Origin of the sequence: uncultured Vibrio sp. (assembly GCF_947488985.1) — a bacterium.
Taxonomy (GTDB): Bacteria; Pseudomonadota; Gammaproteobacteria; order Enterobacterales; family Vibrionaceae; genus Vibrio.
The window spans coordinates 1-20,765 of the sequence record NZ_CANLBV010000046.1 but is presented as its reverse complement, the minus strand read 5'-3'; the positions used below and the strand labels follow the sequence as shown (position 1 = coordinate 20,765).

The 20,765-nt window shown below is 45.8% G+C and carries 17 protein-coding genes and 2 pseudogenes; 7 read left to right on the top strand and 12 right to left on the bottom strand.

Going from position 1 to position 20,765, the window contains the following annotated elements; translation table 11 throughout:
* Window positions 1-287 precede the first annotated feature (287 nt).
* Window positions 288-782 (top strand): peptidylprolyl isomerase, encoded by a 495-nt coding sequence (locus Q1A70_RS11625; RefSeq protein WP_299691111.1) that lies wholly within the window; start codon window positions 288-290, stop codon window positions 780-782.
* A 120-nt stretch (window positions 783-902) separates the two neighbouring features.
* On the opposite strand, the gene Q1A70_RS11620 is transcribed toward Q1A70_RS11625, so the two are convergent.
* From Q1A70_RS11620 to Q1A70_RS11600, 5 genes are all read right to left on the bottom strand, one after another.
* On the bottom strand, window positions 903-1,769 hold the full coding sequence (locus tag Q1A70_RS11620) for a DMT family transporter (RefSeq protein WP_299691114.1): 867 nt from the start codon (window positions 1,767-1,769) through the stop codon (window positions 903-905).
* Between the two features lie 110 nt (window positions 1,770-1,879).
* On the bottom strand, window positions 1,880-2,977 hold the full coding sequence (locus Q1A70_RS11615; protein WP_299691117.1) for an alkene reductase: 1,098 nt from the start codon (window positions 2,975-2,977) through the stop codon (window positions 1,880-1,882).
* A 14-nt stretch (window positions 2,978-2,991) separates the two neighbouring features.
* Window positions 2,992-3,369, bottom strand: coding sequence for a lactoylglutathione lyase (gloA, locus tag Q1A70_RS11610; protein ID WP_299691120.1), 378 nt, complete (start codon window positions 3,367-3,369; stop codon window positions 2,992-2,994).
* Window positions 3,370-3,621: 252 nt separating this feature from the next.
* Window positions 3,622-6,732, bottom strand: a complete 3,111-nt coding sequence (locus tag Q1A70_RS11605) for an efflux RND transporter permease subunit (protein WP_299691122.1) — start codon at window positions 6,730-6,732, stop codon at window positions 3,622-3,624.
* An 8-nt stretch (window positions 6,733-6,740) separates the two neighbouring features.
* The gene (locus Q1A70_RS11600) at window positions 6,741-7,850 is read right to left on the bottom strand and encodes an efflux RND transporter periplasmic adaptor subunit (protein ID WP_299691125.1); all 1,110 of its coding nucleotides are present in this window, start codon (window positions 7,848-7,850) and stop codon (window positions 6,741-6,743) included.
* Window positions 7,851-8,113: 263 nt separating this feature from the next.
* Between Q1A70_RS11600 and Q1A70_RS11595 the strand changes: the two genes are divergently transcribed.
* Window positions 8,114-8,728 (top strand): TetR/AcrR family transcriptional regulator, encoded by a 615-nt coding sequence (locus tag Q1A70_RS11595; protein ID WP_299691128.1) that lies wholly within the window; start codon window positions 8,114-8,116, stop codon window positions 8,726-8,728.
* A gap of 70 nt (window positions 8,729-8,798) precedes the next feature.
* On the opposite strand, the pseudogene Q1A70_RS11590 reads toward Q1A70_RS11595, so the two are convergent.
* The 3 genes and pseudogenes from Q1A70_RS11590 to Q1A70_RS11580 all read right to left on the bottom strand — a co-directional run.
* Window positions 8,799-9,050, bottom strand: a pseudogene (locus tag Q1A70_RS11590) (cytochrome b/b6 domain-containing protein); the annotation flags it as partial.
* Window positions 9,051-9,232: 182 nt separating this feature from the next.
* Window positions 9,233-9,592 carry a cytochrome b/b6 domain-containing protein gene (locus Q1A70_RS11585; protein ID WP_299691131.1) on the bottom strand — a complete coding sequence of 120 codons (360 nt, stop codon included), beginning with the start codon at window positions 9,590-9,592 and terminating at the stop codon, window positions 9,233-9,235.
* Between the two features lie 109 nt (window positions 9,593-9,701).
* Window positions 9,702-10,220: a lipocalin family protein gene (locus Q1A70_RS11580; protein WP_299691134.1), complete on the bottom strand. Its 519-nt coding sequence runs from the start codon at window positions 10,218-10,220 to the stop codon at window positions 9,702-9,704.
* 352 nt (window positions 10,221-10,572) lie between these two features.
* Here Q1A70_RS11580 and def point away from each other — a divergent pair, with 352 nt between their 5' ends.
* Entirely contained in the window at window positions 10,573-11,076 is a 504-nt protein-coding gene (gene def / locus Q1A70_RS11575) for a peptide deformylase (RefSeq protein WP_299691137.1), read from the top strand.
* Window positions 11,077-11,300: 224 nt separating this feature from the next.
* On the opposite strand, the gene Q1A70_RS11570 is transcribed toward def, so the two are convergent.
* Window positions 11,301-11,726 (bottom strand): septal ring lytic transglycosylase RlpA family protein, encoded by a 426-nt coding sequence (locus Q1A70_RS11570; protein WP_299691140.1) that lies wholly within the window; start codon window positions 11,724-11,726, stop codon window positions 11,301-11,303.
* A 280-nt stretch (window positions 11,727-12,006) separates the two neighbouring features.
* On the opposite strand from Q1A70_RS11570, the gene ahpC reads away from it, so the two are divergent.
* The gene (gene ahpC, locus Q1A70_RS11565; protein WP_299691143.1) at window positions 12,007-12,564 is read left to right on the top strand and encodes an alkyl hydroperoxide reductase subunit C; all 558 of its coding nucleotides are present in this window, start codon (window positions 12,007-12,009) and stop codon (window positions 12,562-12,564) included.
* Between the two features lie 211 nt (window positions 12,565-12,775).
* Entirely contained in the window at window positions 12,776-14,368 is a 1,593-nt protein-coding gene (ahpF, locus tag Q1A70_RS11560; protein WP_299691146.1) for an alkyl hydroperoxide reductase subunit F, read from the top strand.
* 127 nt (window positions 14,369-14,495) lie between these two features.
* Here the strand turns inward: ahpF and Q1A70_RS11555 are convergent.
* The 3 genes and pseudogenes from Q1A70_RS11555 to Q1A70_RS11545 form a co-directional block, all read right to left on the bottom strand.
* A pseudogene (locus Q1A70_RS11555) lies at window positions 14,496-14,719 on the bottom strand (LysE family translocator); the annotation flags it as partial.
* An 87-nt stretch (window positions 14,720-14,806) separates the two neighbouring features.
* Window positions 14,807-16,177, bottom strand: coding sequence for an L-serine ammonia-lyase (locus Q1A70_RS11550; RefSeq protein ID WP_299691149.1), 1,371 nt, complete (start codon window positions 16,175-16,177; stop codon window positions 14,807-14,809).
* Window positions 16,178-16,204: 27 nt separating this feature from the next.
* Window positions 16,205-17,746: a sodium/solute symporter gene (locus Q1A70_RS11545; protein ID WP_299691152.1), complete on the bottom strand. Its 1,542-nt coding sequence runs from the start codon at window positions 17,744-17,746 to the stop codon at window positions 16,205-16,207.
* 348 nt (window positions 17,747-18,094) lie between these two features.
* Here Q1A70_RS11545 and Q1A70_RS11540 point away from each other — a divergent pair, with 348 nt between their 5' ends.
* Window positions 18,095-19,399, top strand: coding sequence for an MFS transporter (locus tag Q1A70_RS11540; RefSeq protein WP_299691155.1), 1,305 nt, complete (start codon window positions 18,095-18,097; stop codon window positions 19,397-19,399).
* Between the two features lie 125 nt (window positions 19,400-19,524).
* A complete protein-coding gene (locus Q1A70_RS11535) occupies window positions 19,525-20,541 on the top strand; it encodes a nuclear transport factor 2 family protein (protein ID WP_048616719.1) in 1,017 nt (338 codons plus the stop codon).
* Window positions 20,542-20,765: the final 224 nt, after the last annotated feature.

The window sequence follows — 20,765 nt, the reverse complement described above, 5'->3', positions numbered from 1 at the left end:
ACAAACATATTGGTGCGATAAGAGTCAGCAAAGATCCATCACGGTTGTTAAGTGGCGAAAAATAGCGCATAGAAAGGCTTAAGAACAAGGCGCAGCTTTTCTATAAGTCGTTTTGATCAATCGTGGTTCTACGATCAAAAATTCTAACGCCGTTATCGAGCGTTTTAACAAGCTAAGCTGACCCGTTATTAACTGCGATGGGTATTACTAGCATTCATCGTCATTTTGCCTATACTGCCCCACTTTGGTCATTGACGACTCAGCACACTTAAACTTTAGGTAGCCCTATGATTACTTTCAGCACTAACTTTGGCGATATCGAGATTGAACTCAACCTTGAAAAAGCGCCAGTCACATCGAAGAACTTCCTCAAATACTGCCAAGATGGTTTCTATGAAGGCACGACGTTTCATCGTGTTATTGAAGGGTTCATGATTCAAGGGGGTGGGCATACGATCGATATGACAGAAAAGCCAACCCGAGCTCCCATTGTCAATGAAGCAAACCGTGGCTTGAAAAATGTGATTGGTTCTGTGGCAATGGCCCGTACTGACGCGCCCCATTCAGCAACGGCGCAGTTCTTCATCAACCTTGATCACAACGACTTTCTCGATCATACCTCAACCACAAATGCAGGCTGGGGTTACGCGGTATTCGGCAAGGTCACCGCCGGAATGGATGTGGTCAACAAAATCGCCGCTGCCCCAACAACCACTCGTTGGGGGCACGAAGATGTACCTTGCGAAGATATCGTGATCACTAAGGTCACGATTAGTGATTAGTGATTGGTGATTGGTGAGAGCTTAAGGACTCGCGGCTAACGCGCTAACAGGTTTTCTCGCCCTGATACTGAAGAAACAATACTCGGCCTAGCGCCGAGTACTGAAACGGATGACAAAGGTTTATTTTCGTCTCGACCATTTTATATAGCAAAACAGTGAAGCAATAATCACAGCCCCACCGAGCAGCTTTTGTATTTCAACACTTTCCCCAAGCATGCTGACACTGAGCAACAAGGTCCAGACAGGTTCAAGAATCATGATCAGCGCCGCCACCTCTACGTTCACAGAGTGCTGACCGACCGTTTGCAGTAAGTAGCGAATCGCCGTCGCGATCACCGTTGACACGATAAACCAGAAAACGAGTGTTTGGGTTATTTCAAATTCTGGTTGCACCGTTGTTGAGGCAAAGGCTAAACCACTGACACCGACCGCAAACAACTGCACACAGATCGAAGCGATCGGCTTGATATCAGTAATCACCCGTTTATTCATCACAAAATGCATCGACAGCAGTAGCGACGATAAGAGGAAGTAAATCTGACTCTGTTCGATATTCCATCCATTCCCCAAGGTCAGCAACAGCATACCAACAATGGCGATAGGGAAAGACATCCAAAACGCACGATTAGGCTTAACTCGAAACAAAATCCAAGAAATAAACGGTGCAATGATCATGGCTAAGCTCATGATAAATGCCCCCTCTGATAAGCTTTCCGTCACTGAAACGGCAAACACCCAAACCTGTATCGATACCGACAGCAACAGGCCAACTCCACAAAGAGACAGAATCTGCTTAACAGAGAGCTTGCGAATATGATGAATACAAAATGGCAGAAGAATAAGGCTCGCAACGACAAATCGCACACCGATAAATACCGGACCCGGCATTTCCAAGACCACAAGTTTCGAGGCGATCCATCCGACCCCAGCGAGTAAGGTGGCAAACAGGAGGTACAGCTCGCCGCGCATCGCTTTTACATTCATCATTTTCAATTCGTCCGATAACAAAAAAAGCAACCTTGCTCTGCAAGGTTGCTTTTATAAAACATTCAACAGGATCGAGATACTAACTCAATACTCTGATTCACACAGCTTTTTTAACCTGCGTATTCTGGGTAATCCGTTAAACCGTTTTCAGCACCGCCAAACAAGGTATTTGGATCGTGCGCCGCAAGTGGGTAACCGTTTTGAATGCGAGCCGGTAAATCTGGGTTTGCCACGAATGGACGACCAAAACCAACCATATCCGTTACGCCTTCAGCTACCGCTTTTTCGCCGCGCTCACTATCGTATTTACCTGCGTAGATCAGCACACCGTCATAAGCTTCACGAACCGCAGTTTTAAACGCTTTTGGCGTTTCCGGTGCATCATCCCAATCGACTTCAGCGATATGCAGGTAAACAATTTTGTATAGGTTAAGCAGTGCTGCCGCTGCTGTGTAAGTCTCTACTGGCGTCGCGTCAACCGTACCATTCAACGAGGTGAACGGAGCAAGGCGAACACCAACACGGTCTGCACCTATCGCTTCAACCATAGCTTCAACCACTTCGCCTAGGAAACGTAAACGGTTTTCAATTGAACCGCCATATTCGTCGGTACGGTTGTTGGCTTCAGAATCGATGAATTGATTGATTAGGTAACCATTCGCAGCGTGAAGTTCAATACCATCAAAGCCAGCTTCAATCGCATTCAAAGCCGCTTGGCGGTACTGCTCAACCACATCTTTGATGTCTTCTTTCGTCATTTCACGAGGTTCAACCACATCAACAAAACCCGGCTCATCAGTGCCGTTATCGATAAATACTTTGACGTTTTCTGCTTTCAGTGCAGAAGATGAAATAGGCTGCTCACCACCAATGTTGTCTGGGTGTGTGACACGACCGACATGCCAAAGCTGTGCGAAGATAACGCCCTCTTTTTCATGAACGGCATCAGTGATCTTTTTCCAACCCGCGATCTGCTCATCAGAGTAGATACCCGGAGTCCAAGCGTAACCTTGACCCATAGGTGAAATCTGTGTGCCTTCAGCAACGATCAAACCCGCAGAAGCGCGTTGAGCGTAGTAAGTCGCCATCATATCGTTCGCTAAGTTGCCAGGCTGTGTTGCACGAGAGCGAGTCATCGGAGGCATAACAATACGATTTTTAAGCTCGATATTACCAAGTTGAATTGGTTGAAATAGTGCGTTTGTCATTGTTATATCCTCGATTAACCTAGTTGAATCAGTTCGATTTGGTAGCCGTCTGGGTCAGTAATGAAAGCAATGTGCGTGGTACCGCCTTTCACTGGGCCCGCTTCACGAGTCACGTTACCGCCTAGCGATTTAATCTTGTCACAAGCTGCGTAAATATCTTCTACACCGAGAGCCAAATGACCAAACGCATTGCCCATGTCGTACTCATTGGTGCCCCAGTTGTACGTTAGCTCAATTGTCGTGCCACCTTGTTCATAGCCAACAAAAACCAATGTGTAGCGGTAATCTTGATTTTCATGGCGCTCTAGCTCTTGCATGCCCAATACTTTGGTGTAGAACTCGATAGATTTGTCTAAATCAGCAACTCGGATCATTGTGTGTAGAAATTTCATATTCACCCTTAGTATTTGAATCTAAGCTTCGCGACACGACGCTTATTATTATTCGTTTAGGTCTGCATTAAAGCGGCCTATTTCTCTGTTGCTAGACATATTACTCAAATCGCACAAATCAGTGAAATTATTAAATATTCTTATTTTGATAATTTTTCGTTATTAAAAAATAAGGTATACAAAATGCGCCACCAAAAAAGGGAAGCCAGCGCTTCCCTCTAATTTAAGAATTAGAATTTAAACCTCAAGCGGTTAGGTTCTAACATCTTGAAGCGCTGAGCTTCGCTGATGACGAGTCATCAGGTGATAGACCACTGGTACAAAGTAGAATGAAATGAGCGTGGTTAACACGGTTCCACCCACAATCGCCACCGCGAACGGAGGCCAAAAGCCACCACCAGCAATAATCAACGGCATAAAGCCACCCACGGTAGTGATCGTCGTTGAGCTGATATGACGAGTACACGACATCACCGCCTCTACCACCGCATCAACATTGCCAGATGAGGCTTGTTCGTCGAGCTTCAACTCCGTCAAAATAACGATAGCTGCATTAATCGCTAGCCCCGCAATCCCAAGCATCGCTATGATCACCGTAAAGCCAAATGGATAGCCGAAGATCCACACCGATAGCAACCCTAGCCCACCAGCCAATGCCGCTACCATAAAGATGATGCTACTTAGCCTAAACGAGTTAAACGAGTTAAACGACATCACGACGACTAACACCATCAACACAACCACCACGGCGACATTCGAGATAAGACTATTTACCGAGTGATCGCGCTCTGCCGACTCACCGCCAAACTCGATGCTGTAGCCCGATGGAATTTCGTAACTTTCCAAGCGTTGTTGGAACTCATTGAGCACGGTTTGCGGCAAGACGCCCGCTTCAATGTAGCCCTCTATGGTATTGACACGCTGCCCGTTACGACGAGTAATCGCACCACGACTGGTGGTCAGCTCAAGCTCAGCCAAAGTCGAAACATTAATGCCCGTTGAGTAGACCTCAGAGCTGATTGGCAAACGAATATTACTTAGATGCGCCAAGTTTTCACGCGCATCATCCGCAACACGAACACGAATCGGCACCGACTCACTGCCCTCAATCACTGAACCACTTTCACGACCAGTCAAAGTGGTGTGCAGCATGCCAGCAAACTGATTGAGTGAAATCCCGTTGAGTTTCGCGGTGTCTTCATCGACCTTCAGCCACACCTTAGGCGTACCCGGCTGCAAGGTTTCTCGCGTATGAGTCACATGAGGCACACCTGCCAGAATCAGGCGAACATCTTCACCAATCGCTTTTAACGTATCGAGGTTTTCACCATAAACACGCAGCTCAACTGGCGCAGTAAATGGAGGCCCTTGATTAAGCTTTCGTACCAAGATTTGTGCTTCCGGTACCTCGTCATCCAACACCTTTTGCAGTTCTGGAATCAGCGCATTGGCTTGGTCAAAGTTCTCTGTTTTGACCATTGCTTGCGAGAAGTACGGCGCGTTATTTTGCCTCGCTTGCAGGTTGTAATAGAAGGATGGGAAGTTCGCGCCCACAAGCCAATCGATGCGCTCCACTTCTGGATAACGATGAATGATGTCGTCGATTTTTTCAGAAGTCTTTTGGGTCGCATAAATACTCGCTTGTGGCGGCATGTACACCTGAATCTCAAACATGTCTCGATCTGAAGGCGGGAAGAACTGCTCAGTCAGTTGAGACATACTCCAATAGCCAGTAAACGGAACCAACAACACCAGAGCTATAGTGATGATTGGATGCGTGACACCAAAGCGAACAGAAGATGAGAACCAACGTGTTAATGCAGGAATTCTTAAGCCTGTCATATACCAGTGATGTTGACCTTTTTTATCGACATCGCTGAGTTGTTTCGGCAGTAACTTGGTCGCTAAACCTGCAATTAAGGTGTGCGAAATAATGTAAGAGCCGATCAACGAAAAAGACACGGTAATCGCAATACCACCGACAAACTCACCCGAAGCACCCGGCATCAGAAAGATCGGCGCAAACGCCAATACCGTGGTTAAGGTTGAGCCCAGCAAAGGTACCCACAAGTGCTTCAACGCATTCATGGTCGCTTCCACTCTGTGTTGTCCTTTCAAGCGATACGCCTGAATGGTATCGACCATTACTACCGCGTTATCCACCATGATCCCGAGTGCGACTATTAAGCCCGTCACCGACATCTGGTTGATTGGTACGCCGGTCATCTTCATGATCGACAGCGTAAGAAGTGAAGTCAGTGGCAGAGAAATCGCCACCAATATTGCGGCACGCACACCTAAAGTCACAAACAGCACAATCAAGATCAAGCCAAAACCGATCATTAAGCTTTTGCCTAAATCGTCTAAACGAGTTTCGGTATAGCCTTGCTGATTGAACAACACGGTGACATCGATATTGCTTGGCAAATCCTGTTGGAACTTCTCAATCAGTGCGTTGGCGCGTGAAGTCCAGTTATCGACACGAAGATCAGGGTGCATTCTTGCCGCGACAATCACACCCGGCTCACCATCAATAATGGCAATCTGATCTTGAGGCGTTTTCTCACCCCGCCTCACCGATGCAATGTCTTCCATGCGAATGATATGACCGTTGCTATCGGTGGCGATTGGGACTTGTTTAATGCGTTCAATGGAATCCAGTTCCGACTCGATTTCCAAACCAAAACGAGAATAAGCACTGACTAATTCTCCGGCAGAGTTTTTCGCATCTGCTCCTTCCAAAGATTCTGCGATATTGGCACTAGAACGACCAAGCGCGGCAGCATCGGCAGTGCGTAAACTGATTTGAATCTCTTCTTGCGGCATCCCGTATTCATCAACGAACTCAGTACCCGACAAGGTTCGTAATCGCTTAGCCAGTTCTTTAGCATAACGCCCGAGGGTCAATCGGTCTGGCTCGCCTGCACCCGACCAAGTCAGAGATGCAATGGTGGTGAACGCGTAGGTATGGTCACTGTCGAGATCGGGAGAATGCGCACCCGCAGGTAAAATGGATTCGATGTCAGACAGTTTATCACGCGCTTGCGACCAAACCGGCTCTGGCTCAGTGATGGTGTCATTCAACTCTAACGTCACAATCGATACACCCGGCCTTGAGGTCGAGCTTACTAATTTTAACTCACTGAGCTCACGAAGTTTATTCTCGACAACTTCGGTCACTAGGGTTTCAACACGTTCAGCGCTGGCTCCGGGGAAGCTGGTCGTGATATTCGCATAACGGTTGATGATCACCGGATCTTCAGCACGGGGCAGCGTCATAAACGCAGAAATACCACTCACCATCAGCAAGGCTGTCATTAGGATCAGCAGCCGCGTATTGGCAATCGTCTCTATAATTTTCATACGACTTCCTAGTTGGCTGCGTTAACAGGATTCACGGTTTGCCCTGGCACCAAGCGATGTAAACCACTGGCAATCACCTGTTCACCATCTTCAATCGCACCACTCACATACGCTTGTTGATTATTGGCGTACAACACCTGCACACTCCGGCGTTCAACCTTGTTGTCATCGCTAATCACAAAGATGTTCCACACACCGCGCAAACCATCAATCAAACCGGTTAATGGTACCCAGTAACCTTGCTCGTCGATCTGCTCGTCAAACTTAAGGTAGGCAAGCTGCCCTTCTAAAACAGACGCTTGCTCCGGAAACAGGTAACGTAAACCAACACTGCGCGATCGGGTGTCGACCATCGCACCCGGATTCAGCAGCGTCACTGCATAATCATCTCGCCCAACACGAATGCTTGGCGAAGAGAGTGAGGTTACCTTTTGCGTTTGATGGGCTGGAATGCCGATAAAGGCTTCTTTGCCTTCCGATGCGAGCAATGTAAGAGTTGGATTGCCAACATTGACCACATCGCCGAGCGATACAAAACGCGTTGCGATAGTGCCTGAATACGGCGCAAGAATTGTCGATTTTACCAGTTTGAGATCGTTGCCTTTTACTGAGGCGTCAATACGTAACAAGTTGGCCTGCAATACCCGCTGTTCACTGGTTAACGAATCAATTTCCGCTTCAGCACTGAAGCCTTTTGCTTTCAATGAGCGTTGACGCTTTAAGTTAGCGGCAACAAGGCTCAACTGAGCTTTTACTTCTTGCGCCTGTGCTTTCAGTTGGCTTGACTCAGTCGCCAATAACTGGGTATCGAGTCGAATCAGCGGCTGGCCCGTAGTGACGATGTCGCCGACATCCACCAGAATCTCGTTCACTTTACCTGCTAATTCAAAGCCAAGGTTCGCTTGTTGTCCGGCCTTGACCACACCCACATATTCACGCTGCACTGCATACGATGGAGAGCGCTCCAAAGCGATGGTTTCTACCGTTAACACGGTTACACTTGCTGATTCCACGGTAACGCCATCAGGTTCCGCCGTCACTTCAGCTTGTGTGCTTTCACCACAACCAATAACAAGAGCTGACAACGCCACTGCGCTTCCCTTCATCCATTTATACATACTTGCTCTTCCTATGCTGCTCTCAAATGTGTTCTTTTTTTAGACTAACCAAACCAAACTAGACTGTCTAGTTTGATTGTGTTAAAAATAAGTTTCAGCAGAATGATTGATAAAAGCGTCACAAAAAGCATAATGCTTTGCGCACAGCGAGGCAGATAAAACTGAGCCGTGCCTGCATCAAAAATGAGACAAAATTAGCACCAGTACCAAGTATTGCCCCAACACTATGTAATAATCTAACATCAAGTAACGAGAAGCAGCACGTGACTAAAATCATCAAGAGTGAACAGAAGAGATCGCAGATCTTAACCGCAGCAAGTAAGCTTTTCTCTGAATATGGCTTCAAGATCAATATGGATCAGATAGCCAAAGTAGCCAACGTTTCCAAGCAAACGGTCTACTCTCACTTTAAAAACAAAGACGACCTATTCGAAACCTGCATGCAGACCAAATGTGCCGAGCGTGAACTCAACCCTGCGGCGTTTGATATGAATGCCACTCTGGAAGACGAGTTGGTGAAATTTGGTGTGAAGTTTCAGGATTTGCTGCTTGATGAACAATCACGACAAACCTTTCAGAACGCGGTTAGCCAATCCAACACGCACCCAGAAATTGCCTCTATTTATTTAGAAACCGGTCCACAGAAGACCACTAAATTACTCGCCGATTACTTGCAGACTAAGATAGAGTCTGGCGACTTAACGCTCTCTTCTACAAGCTCACCAATCATAGCAGCGCGCCAACTGCTGCTGATGTTTCATGGCAAGTCGGCGTATTGGTCATTCTTTGGTCACGACAGCGGCGAGTCTGAAGAAGAAAGACTCCACTACACTCGTGAATGTGTCGCGCTATTCTTGAACGGCAACCAGCCTCGCTAGTTTGAGTATCACAAACAAAAACACTCGGTATATGCCGAGTGTTTTGGTAAACCGTTGTTGGTAAAAATAACTATGAGCGACCAAGCATGCGGCTCAGTGTGCCATCTTTGTCCACTAGTTGGTGTTTCAATGCACCCAAAACATGGAGAGCAAACACCATTATAATCAAGTTCACCGCATTAACGTGAACGAAAGAAGCCGCAGACTGCAACCACTCCGTTTTCTCACCAGCAGCAATCAACTCAATACCGAATAGCTCTAATGCACGTCCACCAGCAACACTCATCACAGCACCAGAGATTGGCATCGCTAACGTCACTAGGGCGTGTTGATCTTTCGTGGTTAAATTTTGTTCGAGATAAAAGCGTTTTAATCGCGGCGAGGGGGAAGTAGCCTAGTCACTCTAAGCAAATCTCCCTCAACAAAGAGTAAAACGCTTTTAGCCGAACCCTTCGGGCAGCGTTTGCTGGTCATTTCTACTACGTTATCGGCTTCTCATGTAGGCTAGCTACACATCGAAGCCTCTGTCTTGTATAAATACCCAGCAACTCGCTGCAAAAAACAGCTCGAAAGATCAACACGCCCTAGTAACAAGAAATGATGAACGCCTTTCGCGGCAATCTCTTGTGCTCTTGTTAATACAGCAACACTCTCAATCGCCCCTTCTTTCAAACGCCATACAAAGCGTGAAAGTGCGACAACCAAAACAATCAAACCTAACGATTTGTGCAGCCCCATTAACTCGCCTTTTTCGGGACCTCGAGGCATACCTTCGAATTGAAGTCCAATAACAAACACAGCGATAAACAAAATGCCGGTAAGCCAATGGAAAATAACCGTCTGTTTCGATAATGATTTATTCATAATGACCACTCTATGTCTCTGACCCAGGTGTTATTTTGACTCATTATCATTACATTTAACATGGTCTTTACGTAAAGTTACGTAAAGACCAAGAAACCACTACATACCGTTATTTTGAGTGCTTAACGTAAATCAGTTCATCCGTATTAAAGCCGCGCTCTTTGGACATGGTTTTGAACTTTTCCATAACCTCAGATGAGACTTCTGGGGTTCGAGAAAGCAGCCATAGGTAATCGGTGTCTGGGCCAGAAACAAACGCGTATTGGTAGTTCTCTTTATCCAACTCGAACACCACATAAGCGCCATAGAATGGACCAAAGAACGACACTTTCAGATAACCCTGATCGCTGCCTTCGACAAAATACGCCTTACCTTCTGCTTCGTTCCATTGACCTTCATCAATTGAGTAACCGCGATTAACCACCTTGATGCCGCCATCATCGCGAAGACTGTATTCAGCACTGATATTATCTAGCCCGCGCTCAAACGAATGATCCAAGCGAGCCACTTCGTACCATTTCCCTAAGTACCTATCCAATTCAAACTGCTGCACTGGCTGAACGGCTTCCGGCTTGCCAACGCATCCCCCTAACAAAATAGCACTCAGCAGTAATAGTATTGTTTTCATCCTTACCTCGTCTCAATATATTTGTACATCCTGCATACTCTATACGTTAACTTTAGGAGGAAGTTCAACTCTTCTTTTTTAATCAGTGATTTACCTATCACTTACTTAATTCAATTACGCTCATCATTTATAAATCAATCCAAGACTCAGTGAAAACTGACTCTAATAAAAGCTCATTTGTTATTTCTCAGAACCGGCTTCACCCCTTAATCAGATCAATATTCAATTGGGTTAAAAATTGAAGTAAGCGTAAAAAAACGGCATTATGTGCGCGTTTAGTATGGCGCAGAGCCAGATACAAGTATCCCGGACTTCCAACAGTTAAAGTGCTTCCAACAGTAATAAGGTATATATGGCAGTTTTAGACATCCTCACCGCACCCGATCCAAGACTTAAAGTGAAAGCTGAAAAAGTGCAAGATTTTTCATCGGTGCAAACCTTAATCGACGATATGTTGGAAACGCTGTATGCGACCGACAATGGAATTGGTTTAGCGGCAACTCAAGTGGGTCGCAAAGAAGCCGTCGTGATTATCGATCTTTCAGAAACCCAAGACCAACCCCTGATTTTAGTGAACCCAGAAGTGGTAAGTGGTTCAAACAAAGCGCTAGGTCAAGAAGGCTGTTTGTCGGTACCAGACTACTATGCCGATGTTGAACGTTTTACTTCTGTGGTGGTTTCGGCTCAAGATCGTGAAGGCAACGCGATCACCATTGAAAATGATGAGTTTCTAGCTATCGCCATGCAGCACGAAATTGATCATTTATCGGGTAACTTGTTTATTGACTACCTTTCGCCACTTAAGCGTCAAATGGCGATGAAAAAGGTTAAGAAGTACGTTAAGGCACACTCTTAATAGCCCGCTGATAGTCTAAAAAGACTATAAAGCTCGGTTTGTCGTAACCCAGTTTACTAGAAGAAACGCCCAAAGCTAATAACTTTGGGCGTTTCCGTATCTGTTTCCCACCTATTCCATTCTTCAGACCCCGTATCTCTCATCAGGTCACCTAATTCACTAAGCCACTGCACATGACAGATAAGGGTGTGCAAAAGCAAGCCAAAGGAGGTTAGGAAGGCGTTTTAATGTTTGTACCTAAAGGTACTACTATCATCAATGATCTCAATTTTGACTGCCGCAACGCCTTTGTTAACGTCACCAATTTGTACAAATGCCTTATGCGAAAGATCAATGACTCTTCCGGTGACATAAGGGCCTCGATCATTAATTTTAACATCAACTGACTTATTATTGGCTGTATTAGTCACCCTTACGATAGTCCCAAAGGGTAAGGTTTTATGGGCCGCTGTATATGCGTTCTTGTTATACGTCTCACCACTTGCCGTCAATTTGCCGTGGAATCGCTCGCCATACCAAGAAGCCAGTCCAACAAGCACATGTGTGTTTGCATAGCCCTTTGTTTTTGAAGTATCGACGGCAGCATGTGACGAGCATCCGCCAAGCAAAGTCAGAAAGAGAACGGTCAAGATAAGGTTTGGTTTTTTCATGCTATTTGGTCGATTTTCTTCATGCTATGTTTGTCTACTTTCATTGTAGTTCGATTCAACAATGTTGAGCTGAGTATTGTGAGTTCTCAACAAAGGCGATCACCTTATCGTCTTATTCTCGTTTGATAGCTTTTATCGATAGCCCTCCGTTTTTAAAGATAGGATTTGCCTATTGAATCTATAGAAATGTCCGATTTCACAATTTTACGGTGCCGATGCAATATATCTCCATCGACGCGGGATAGCGTTTAACACTACAAATTAGAAAGAGAGTCAAATTATGATCAACACAGAAATCAAACCATTCAACGCAACGGCATTCAAAAACGGCGAATTCGTAGAAATCACTGAGCAAAACGTAAAAGGCAAGTGGGCAGTATTCTTCTTCTACCCAGCAGACTTTACCTTTGTATGTCCAACTGAGTTAGTTGACCTACAAGAAAAATACGCAGAGCTTCAATCTCGTGGCGTAGAAGTTTACTCAGTATCAACTGACACTCACTTCTCTCACAAAGCATGGCACGATACTTCTGACAAAATCGGCACTATCGAATACTTCATGGTAGGCGACCAAACAGGCACTATCACAAACAACTTCAACGTAATGCGTGAAGGTCAAGGCCTAGCAGACCGTGCTACGTTTCTAATCGACCCAGAAGGCGTTATCCAAGCAATGGAAATTACTGCTGAAGGTATCGGCCGTGACGCTGAAGACCTACTACGCAAGGTTAAAGCAGCACAATACGTAGCCGCTAACCCAGGTGAAGTTTGCCCAGCTAAATGGAAAGAAGGCGAAGAGACACTCGCTCCATCTCTAGACCTAGTAGGTAAGATTTAATCTAAGCCTAGCCAAAGAACAAATAAAGCAGAATCGCTAAATGGTTCTACAGGCGCGCTTCGGCTCCACTCCTAAAGGGCAGTAGCGCGCCACCCTTTCAAACCATCAACACCACAATATTTTGCCGACTTGCGCCCCCTTTTTATTTTCCTTTTTCAGCAAGAAGGTATTGGTCAATACCAAGACACAGAATTTAAGAGCAGGTACGATTATGTTAGATCAAGCAATGAAGCAGCAGCTAAAAGCATACCTAGAAAACCTAAAAACCAATGTTCAGTTAGTGCTGAGCCTTGATGGCAGTGATACCGCAAACAAACTTCAAGACCTAGCGAATGATATCGCCTCTCTCACAGACAAAATTGAAGTGACTCGAGATGATAGCGCAAGCACTCGCAGCCCTATCATGCAGGTAGTGAACCAAGAGAAAGGCACTGCTATCGGTTTCGCGGGTTTACCAATGGGTCACGAGTTCACATCATTGGTACTGGCACTGCTTCACAGTGGTGGTCACCCAATCAAGCTTGAAGCTGACGTAATCGAGCAAATTAAAGGATTAGATCAAGAGCTTAATGTAGAGATTTTCATCTCACTATCGTGCCAAAACTGTCCAGAAGTGGTCCAGGCATTCAATATGATGTCAGCGATTAACCCTCTGGTTAAGACAACCATGATCGACGGCGCGGCATTCCAAGAGGAAGTGAAGTCTCGCGACATCATGGCAGTGCCAAGCGTATTCATTAACGGTGAACTATTTGGCCAAGGCCGTATGTCATTGGCAGAAATCCTTAACAAAGTTGATTCAGGTGCAGCTGAAAAGAAAGCAGCGAACCTAAACCAACAAGCACCGTTTGATGTGCTAGTTGTGGGTGGTGGCCCAGCTGGTTCTTCAGCAGCTATCTACGCAGCACGTAAAGGCATTCGCACAGGTGTGGTTGCTGACCGATTCGGCGGTCAAGTGATGGATACCATGGCGATTGAGAACTTTATCTCAGTGAAAGCGACAACGGGTCCTAAGCTAGTGGCTAGCCTAGAAGAGCACGTAAAAGAGTACGGTGTTGAAGTAATGACGGAGCAGCGCGCTGCCAACATCATTGCTGCAGAAGACACGGAAGATGGCTACATCCACGTAGAGCTAGAGAGCGGCGCAACACTGCGAGCTCGCACTGTCATCACAAGTACAGGTGCACGCTGGCGTGAAATGAACGTTCCGGGTGAGCAAGAGTACCGCAACAAAGGCGTTGCTTACTGTCCACACTGTGACGGCCCATTGTTCAAAGGTAAGAAAACAGCCGTTATCGGCGGTGGTAACTCAGGCATTGAAGCGGCTATCGACTTAGCAGGCATCGTCGAACACGTAACTGTACTTGAATTTGCGGACACACTGCGTGCTGACCAAGTGCTTATCGACAAAGCGAACGCAACGCCAAACATCGAAATCATCAAGATGGCTCAAACCACACAAGTGTTGGGTGATGACAACCGCGTAACGGGTCTGGAATACAAAGACCGCCACACAGACGAACTGAAACAGATCGAACTCGCGGGTATCTTTGTTCAAATCGGCCTAATGCCAAACAGCGAATGGTTGAAGGGAACAAAGGTAGAACTATCACCACGCGGTGAGATTGAGATTAACGCTCATGGCGCAACATCAATGAAAGGTGTATTCGCAGCGGGTGACGTAACAACCGTACCTTACAAACAGATCATCATTGCGATGGGTGAAGGTGCTAAAGCAAGTTTAGGTGCATTTGACCACCTAATCCGTAACTCAGCTCCGGTTAAAGAGGCTGAAACCGCTTAATCTTTTAAGCAAACATTCCTTAAAACGTTCTTGTTAACTTACGTTACTAATTATTGTTAACCACTTAGTCGATTTTTAGACACCACTCCTATGGATTTAGGAGTGGTTTTTTTATTTGCAGAGAAACCTATGCTGGTTGATAAAGCATAAAGGCAACCACTAGTGCTAGGCTTCCGCCCAAACAACGGTTTACCACCATCATCTGTTTTGGTGATTGAAGCAGCTTTTTAAGCATTGTGCCGCAATACGCCCACACCAACATGCACGGTACGTCCGTGACACCATGCCTGCAATAATAGTCACCACTTGAATCAAATAGTCTGCGTTCGGAGTGATGAACTGAGAAAACACATCAAACAAAAAGCCCAGCCGCGATAGATTTCAGAAATCTAAAGTTCTGGGCTTAACGTTATTATCTATTTGCTTGAACTAACTTAGCTATTCACAAGGGGGATCTAAATGGATCAAAGCTAAACCACCGAGTGATGTTTCACGATATTTCTTGTTCATGTCTTTACCCGTTTGATACATGGTCGCAATGACCTTATCTAACGAGATCAAAGATTTACTATTGCGCTTCAAAGCCATACGAGACGCATTAATCGCCTTCATCGCACCCATCGCATTTCGTTCAATACACGGTACTTGAACTAAGCCACCAATCGGGTCGCACGTCATACCGAGTGAGTGTTCCATCGCAATCTCTGCAGCAATACAAATTTGCTCGTTACTGCCACCGCGCAGCGCCGTTAAACCTGCAGCCGCCATAGAAGATGACACACCGACTTCACCTTGGCACCCAACTTCGGCGCCTGAAATCGAAGCGTTGGCTTTGTACAAAATACCAATCGCACCCGACACCGCTAAGAAGTCTTTTAGTTGCTTGGTATCCAACTCTTTAATGAAGCGATGGTAATACATCAGTACCGCAGGAATCACGCCCGCCGCACCATTGGTTGGTGACGTCACCACTTGGCCACCCGCCGCGTTTTCTTCACTGACAGCAAAGGCAAACAAGTTAATCCAATCCATGATTTCCATTGGATCGTTTTCAACGGCTGCATTCGCTTCTAGCTTTTTCAATAAGTTTGGCGCACGGCGAGTGACATTCAACCCACCATCAAGAATACCTTCAGTCTCAAAACCACGTTCCATACAACGCGACATCACGCGCCAAATCTGATCCGCCTTTTCTGCAATCGCATCTGCATCTTGGAAGGCCGACTCATTTTTCAGAATCATGCCACCTAGGCTCATGCCGTTGTCTTCAGCTTGTTTCAGCATTTCATCGGCGTTCTTAAAAGGATAAGTCACCTCTACCGATTCAGTTTTGGTACCGTTTTTCAGCTCATCCGCGGTTGCAATAAAACCACCACCAATCGAGTAGTAGGTTTCATCGACAATTACCTTTCCAGCTTGATCAAACGCGGTAATCATCATGCCGTTTTCATGCAGGGGCAGATTGTCTTCGTGAAAGAGCATGTCGGTTTGGTAGTTAAAGTCAACCGCGTGGCTGCCACTCAATTGCATTTCACCACTGTCGATAGCGCATCGCATCGCTTCATTAGCACTGGTGATCTTAATCGTGTCTGGCTTATTACCAAGCAAACCCAAGATGGTCGCTCTATCGGTGTGGTGACCTATTCCGGTTAACGATAACGAACCATAAAGATCGACCTGAACACGCACCACCTCTGTGATTCTGTCTGCGACTAATTGAGTGAAATGGAAACCCGCAATCATTGGGCCGTTAGTGTGTGAGCTCGATGGCCCCACACCAATTTTGTAAATATCAAAGATCGATAGCATAGATATACCAGTAAAGAATCGGTCAAATTAAGAAAGAGCGGCATAAAGCCAATCAGGGATAACAGTACAAGCAGCAATCGTCACAACAGCAAATACCAACAAGCCGTAGTGACTCGCGGTGGGCTTAGCGAACAAATGCTTTTGCTTGGCAATAAATTCGTGTTGTTGCTGTGTCACCTCTCCCCAGAATCGGCTCACAACAACACCTAACACTAAGAAAACCACCGTGCCAATGAAGGCAAACCAAGGCCAAGAGGTGCCACTGTATTTGGCAATGAATACCACTGCGACACTGCCGAGACTGCCCGCTATAACGCCTTTTTCATTCGCTTGCTTGAAGAACAACCCAAGAATGAAAGAGCCAAGGCGAATACCAACAAAAATGGAAGTCAGGCTCGCAATAGTTTTAAGCACTGATTCATTAGAAACAGCCAACAAAGCAGGCACAACAACCGAAGCGGCAGCAACGAGGCTCATTTTTCTTGCCACCGATTCATAATGCGCATCGGAGGCTGACTTACGGAAAAAGCGCTTATAGAAATCGAACGTTGCGACCGTCGCCATAGAGTTATAAGTGGAATCCAGCGTCGACATTGCCGCTGCCGAAAGTGCGGAAATCACAAGCCCAACAATGATTGGGTTAGTGTGGTTAAACACGAAATCGAGAATCACTTCATTGCTGTTCTCAAAGCTGGTGTCTTGATAGAAGACGCTTAGCAAAACGCCTATCACAGCAAAAAACAGATAGATGAAGAACGCGCCGTAACCACAAAGCAACATGGATTTTTGCGCTGTCTGAACGTTTTTTGTCGCCAGTGTTCTTTGGATAATCAGTTGGTTAGTGCCATATACGCTCAGGTGTAAAAAGCTCACCGCCACTACACCCGCCCACAATGTGGTGTCGACGCCAAGATCAAAATCGAGATTGATGATATTCAGATGCTCAGGAGACAGCACTTCCCCCGCATCAATCTTCATTAGCAATAAACCAAAGATAGCGATACTGCCAATAATCAATACTGCCGACTGCAGCATGTCTGTCCATATGACGGTTGAGATTCCCCCCACATAGGTATACAAGGCGGTAAACAGGCTGATGTAGATGATCGCCTCGGAGATACTCACCGGCAACACTTGCACCAAGATCAATGCCACCGCATACAAAATCACCCCTGCCGAAATACACTGAACCACAATGAACACGATGGAGTTGATCGTGCGAGCAACAACGCCAAAGCGGTGCTCTAAGTATTCATAAATCGAGGTCAGGCCGAGCTTGTAAAACACTGGAACAAAGAAAACTACAGCGAAAAAGATCACTATTGGGTAATTCAGATGAACGCTCATTGCTTCCATGCCTGAGCTATAAACCCAGCCCGGCATACCCACGAACGTCATCGCACTGATGTAGGTTGCAAGAATCGACACACCCGCCGTAAACCAACCAAACTGTTTTCCACCAGTCGAAAAGTCGCCACCGACGCTATAGCGCCTATTAACTAAGTAGCTGATAAACAAAGTAGTTAGCACATAAAGAGCAATAACCACAAAACTTGAGTACGTAACCATTTTTAGATTCCGTTTAGTGTATGTCGCAAATTATTCGCCGCCAATAGTACTCAAAAATGGATATTTTCCCTCAAAAACCCACAATAAGTGTGACTGTTATCACTAAGATAGATGATTAAACACTCAAACCACCCCACAAAGCACAAAAACTCGGTTAAACGAGATCAAGATCACTAAAACACACAAAATGGGTGCGCACTCATTTTAAAATTGACTTTGATCACGGATCTAATAACCATAAAAATTCTATTATCTCTCCCGAAATGAAAACGGTGTGATGAAGCCAAAGAATCAACACACAATAATTAAAATCAAAACCACCCTATATAAAATAAAGGTTTATCGGTCATGACCATTAAAAAACACATGAGCGAAGTTCCTATGATTCAAAGGGTAGCCGCATATCTAGCAATTCTAGTGGGTTACTTTTTTTATTGTTATAACTTTGTAATTATTGACTACGTACGCCCATACATTGTTGAAGAATATGCTGGTATTAGCCTTTCTGATACCGCTCAGTTCTACACTTGGCAGTCAGTTGGTGCTCTGATTGGTGCTCTGAGCTGTGCATGGTTCGCAACCAAGTTCGGCAAGAAGTCCACACTAGTAGCAATTACGGCATTAAACGGTGGTGCAACCATCATCAACATGATGTTTACCGACTACACCACTTGGGCCGCAATGCGTTTCATCATTGGACTATCTTTAGGTGGTTACTTCACTGTAGCTGTATCTTTGATGATTGGCCTATTTAAACCAACGGTTCGCGGTAAGTTGACCGCATTTGCTTCTTCAATGTTCTCTGTTGCCTTAGTGGCAATGGGCGCTTACGCAGCCTTCATTACAAGTGTTGATGCGCCTTGGCAGAGCCTAATGTGGGTAGGTGGCATTCCACCGCTTGTAGCAGCAGCGCTAATGATCTTTGTATTACCAAGCGACAAAACAGTGATCGCCTACGGTGAAGAAGATCAGCAAACAACAACCAATGCAGCTGGCGAAGTAACCGAAGCTAAAAAAGGTTCTTGGGGTGAGATGTTAAGCAAGCCTTACCGCAAAATTACGATTACTTGTTTACTTCTTTCTGGTCTTAACTTCTACGGATTCCAATTCTTCGGTGGCTTTGTAACTACCTACCTGAAAGATGTTCGTATGTTTGATGGTGCAACCATCGGTTTGATCTTCTCTATCTCTGCATTTGGTTCACTCTTCGGTGCATGGTTCTGGGGATGGGCAGCAGATAAGTACGGTCGTAAGATCAACGCATTCGGCTTCATCCTCGCAGGTATCATGGTTTCGATCTTCTTTGTCGCACCTGGCGACATGGTGATTGGTGGCCTAAACATGCTGGCTCTTCTCGGTCTTATCTACAACTTCGGCCTGTCTGCTTCTGCAGTATGGGGCGGTTACTTCTCTGAATTGTTCCCAGCACGCTTGCGTAGCTATGGTGCAGCTTTATTCCATGGCGGTCGTATTATCGGCATGTGGGCACCAATGGTTCTTATCTTTATCCAAGAACGTACCGATCTACAAACGGCAATGTGGGGTTCACCAATCGTATGGATTATCGCTGGCCTACTATGGCTAACACTGCCTGAAACTCTTAAAGGCGGCGTCTTCGATAAGAGCAAAAAAGGAGAAGCAGCAAAAGCTTAATTCGAAACTCATACGTTGAAATTCAAATACGAAAAATTTAAAGCCGGCTGATAAGTCAGCCGGAAACAAAATCCAAATCGAGTCCTGTTCCGAATGTTGACTCGACAACACAAAGAGAAATTATTATGTCTAAATATCAAGAAGCTAAACGCATTGTTCGTGAATACTTCGATGCAATGGAAAACGCAACTCACGAGAACGTTGCTGAAGTTTTAAAAGCACACACTTCTGAAGATTACTTGTGGCGCGGTGTTTACCCATTCCGTGAGCAAGAAGGCGCACAAGCAGCAGCTGACGTATTCTGGGCGCCAATGATGAAGTCGATGACTCGCATGCAGCGTCGTCAAGACATCTTCATCGGTGGTAACAACGAAGTTAACCCAGATGAGATTTGGGTAATGAGCATGGGTCACTTCATGGGTCTATTCGACGCTGAATACCTAGGCATGCGCCCAACTGGCAAGATCATGAACGTTCGCTACGCAGAATTTAACTGTGTTGTTGATGGCAAAATCACTAAGACAGGCTTGTTCCTAGACCTACTAGGTATGATGGATCAAGCGGGTTGCTACCCACTTCCACCATCAACGGGTAAGCACTTCGTTTACCCTGGTCCACGTAACCATGATGGTCTGCTATTCGAAGATGCAGCTCCTGAAGAAGGCGTTGCGACACTTGCTCTAGTAAATAAAATGGTTGATGACCTGTCTGCTCTTAACGACAGCGGCGCGATGGGTTGCCCACCAGAAGTACTCGCGAAGAGCTGGTCAAAAGACATGATTTGGTACGGCCCATGTGGTATCGGCGCGTCTTACACAATTCCTCGCTACCAACAGCAGCACCAACTTCCTTTCCGTAACAACCTGAAAGACAAGAAGTTCAACGGCCACGTTTGTCGTTTCGCTGAAGGTAACTTCTCTTGTTTCTTCGGTTGGCCAAACCTATCAAACACACCGACAGGTGGCTTCCTAGGTATGACTGGCGGTGAAGTACGTGCAAACATGCAAGTGGTTGACGTTTACTACCGTGACGGTGACAAGCTGTCTGAAAACTGGGTTCTTATCGACCTTCCTTACTGGCTACAACAGCAGGGCCTCGACGTGTTCGAACGCACTTCAACCATCATGAACCCAACGCTGTAATCGAAACGCTTTAATCCAAAAGATTGAAACGAAATAGTGGCAACCTAAATAGACATCTGACTTAGGTTGCCACGCTTGCTGGGAGACCCTTCTCGCTCCTAGTAAGTGCTCCAACCAATTCATTATTGCTCCACTAATAACTGAATCTACTAGGGCGTGTTGATCTTTCGTGGTTAAATTTTGTTCGAGATAAAAGCGTTTTAATCGCGGCGAGGGGGAAGTAG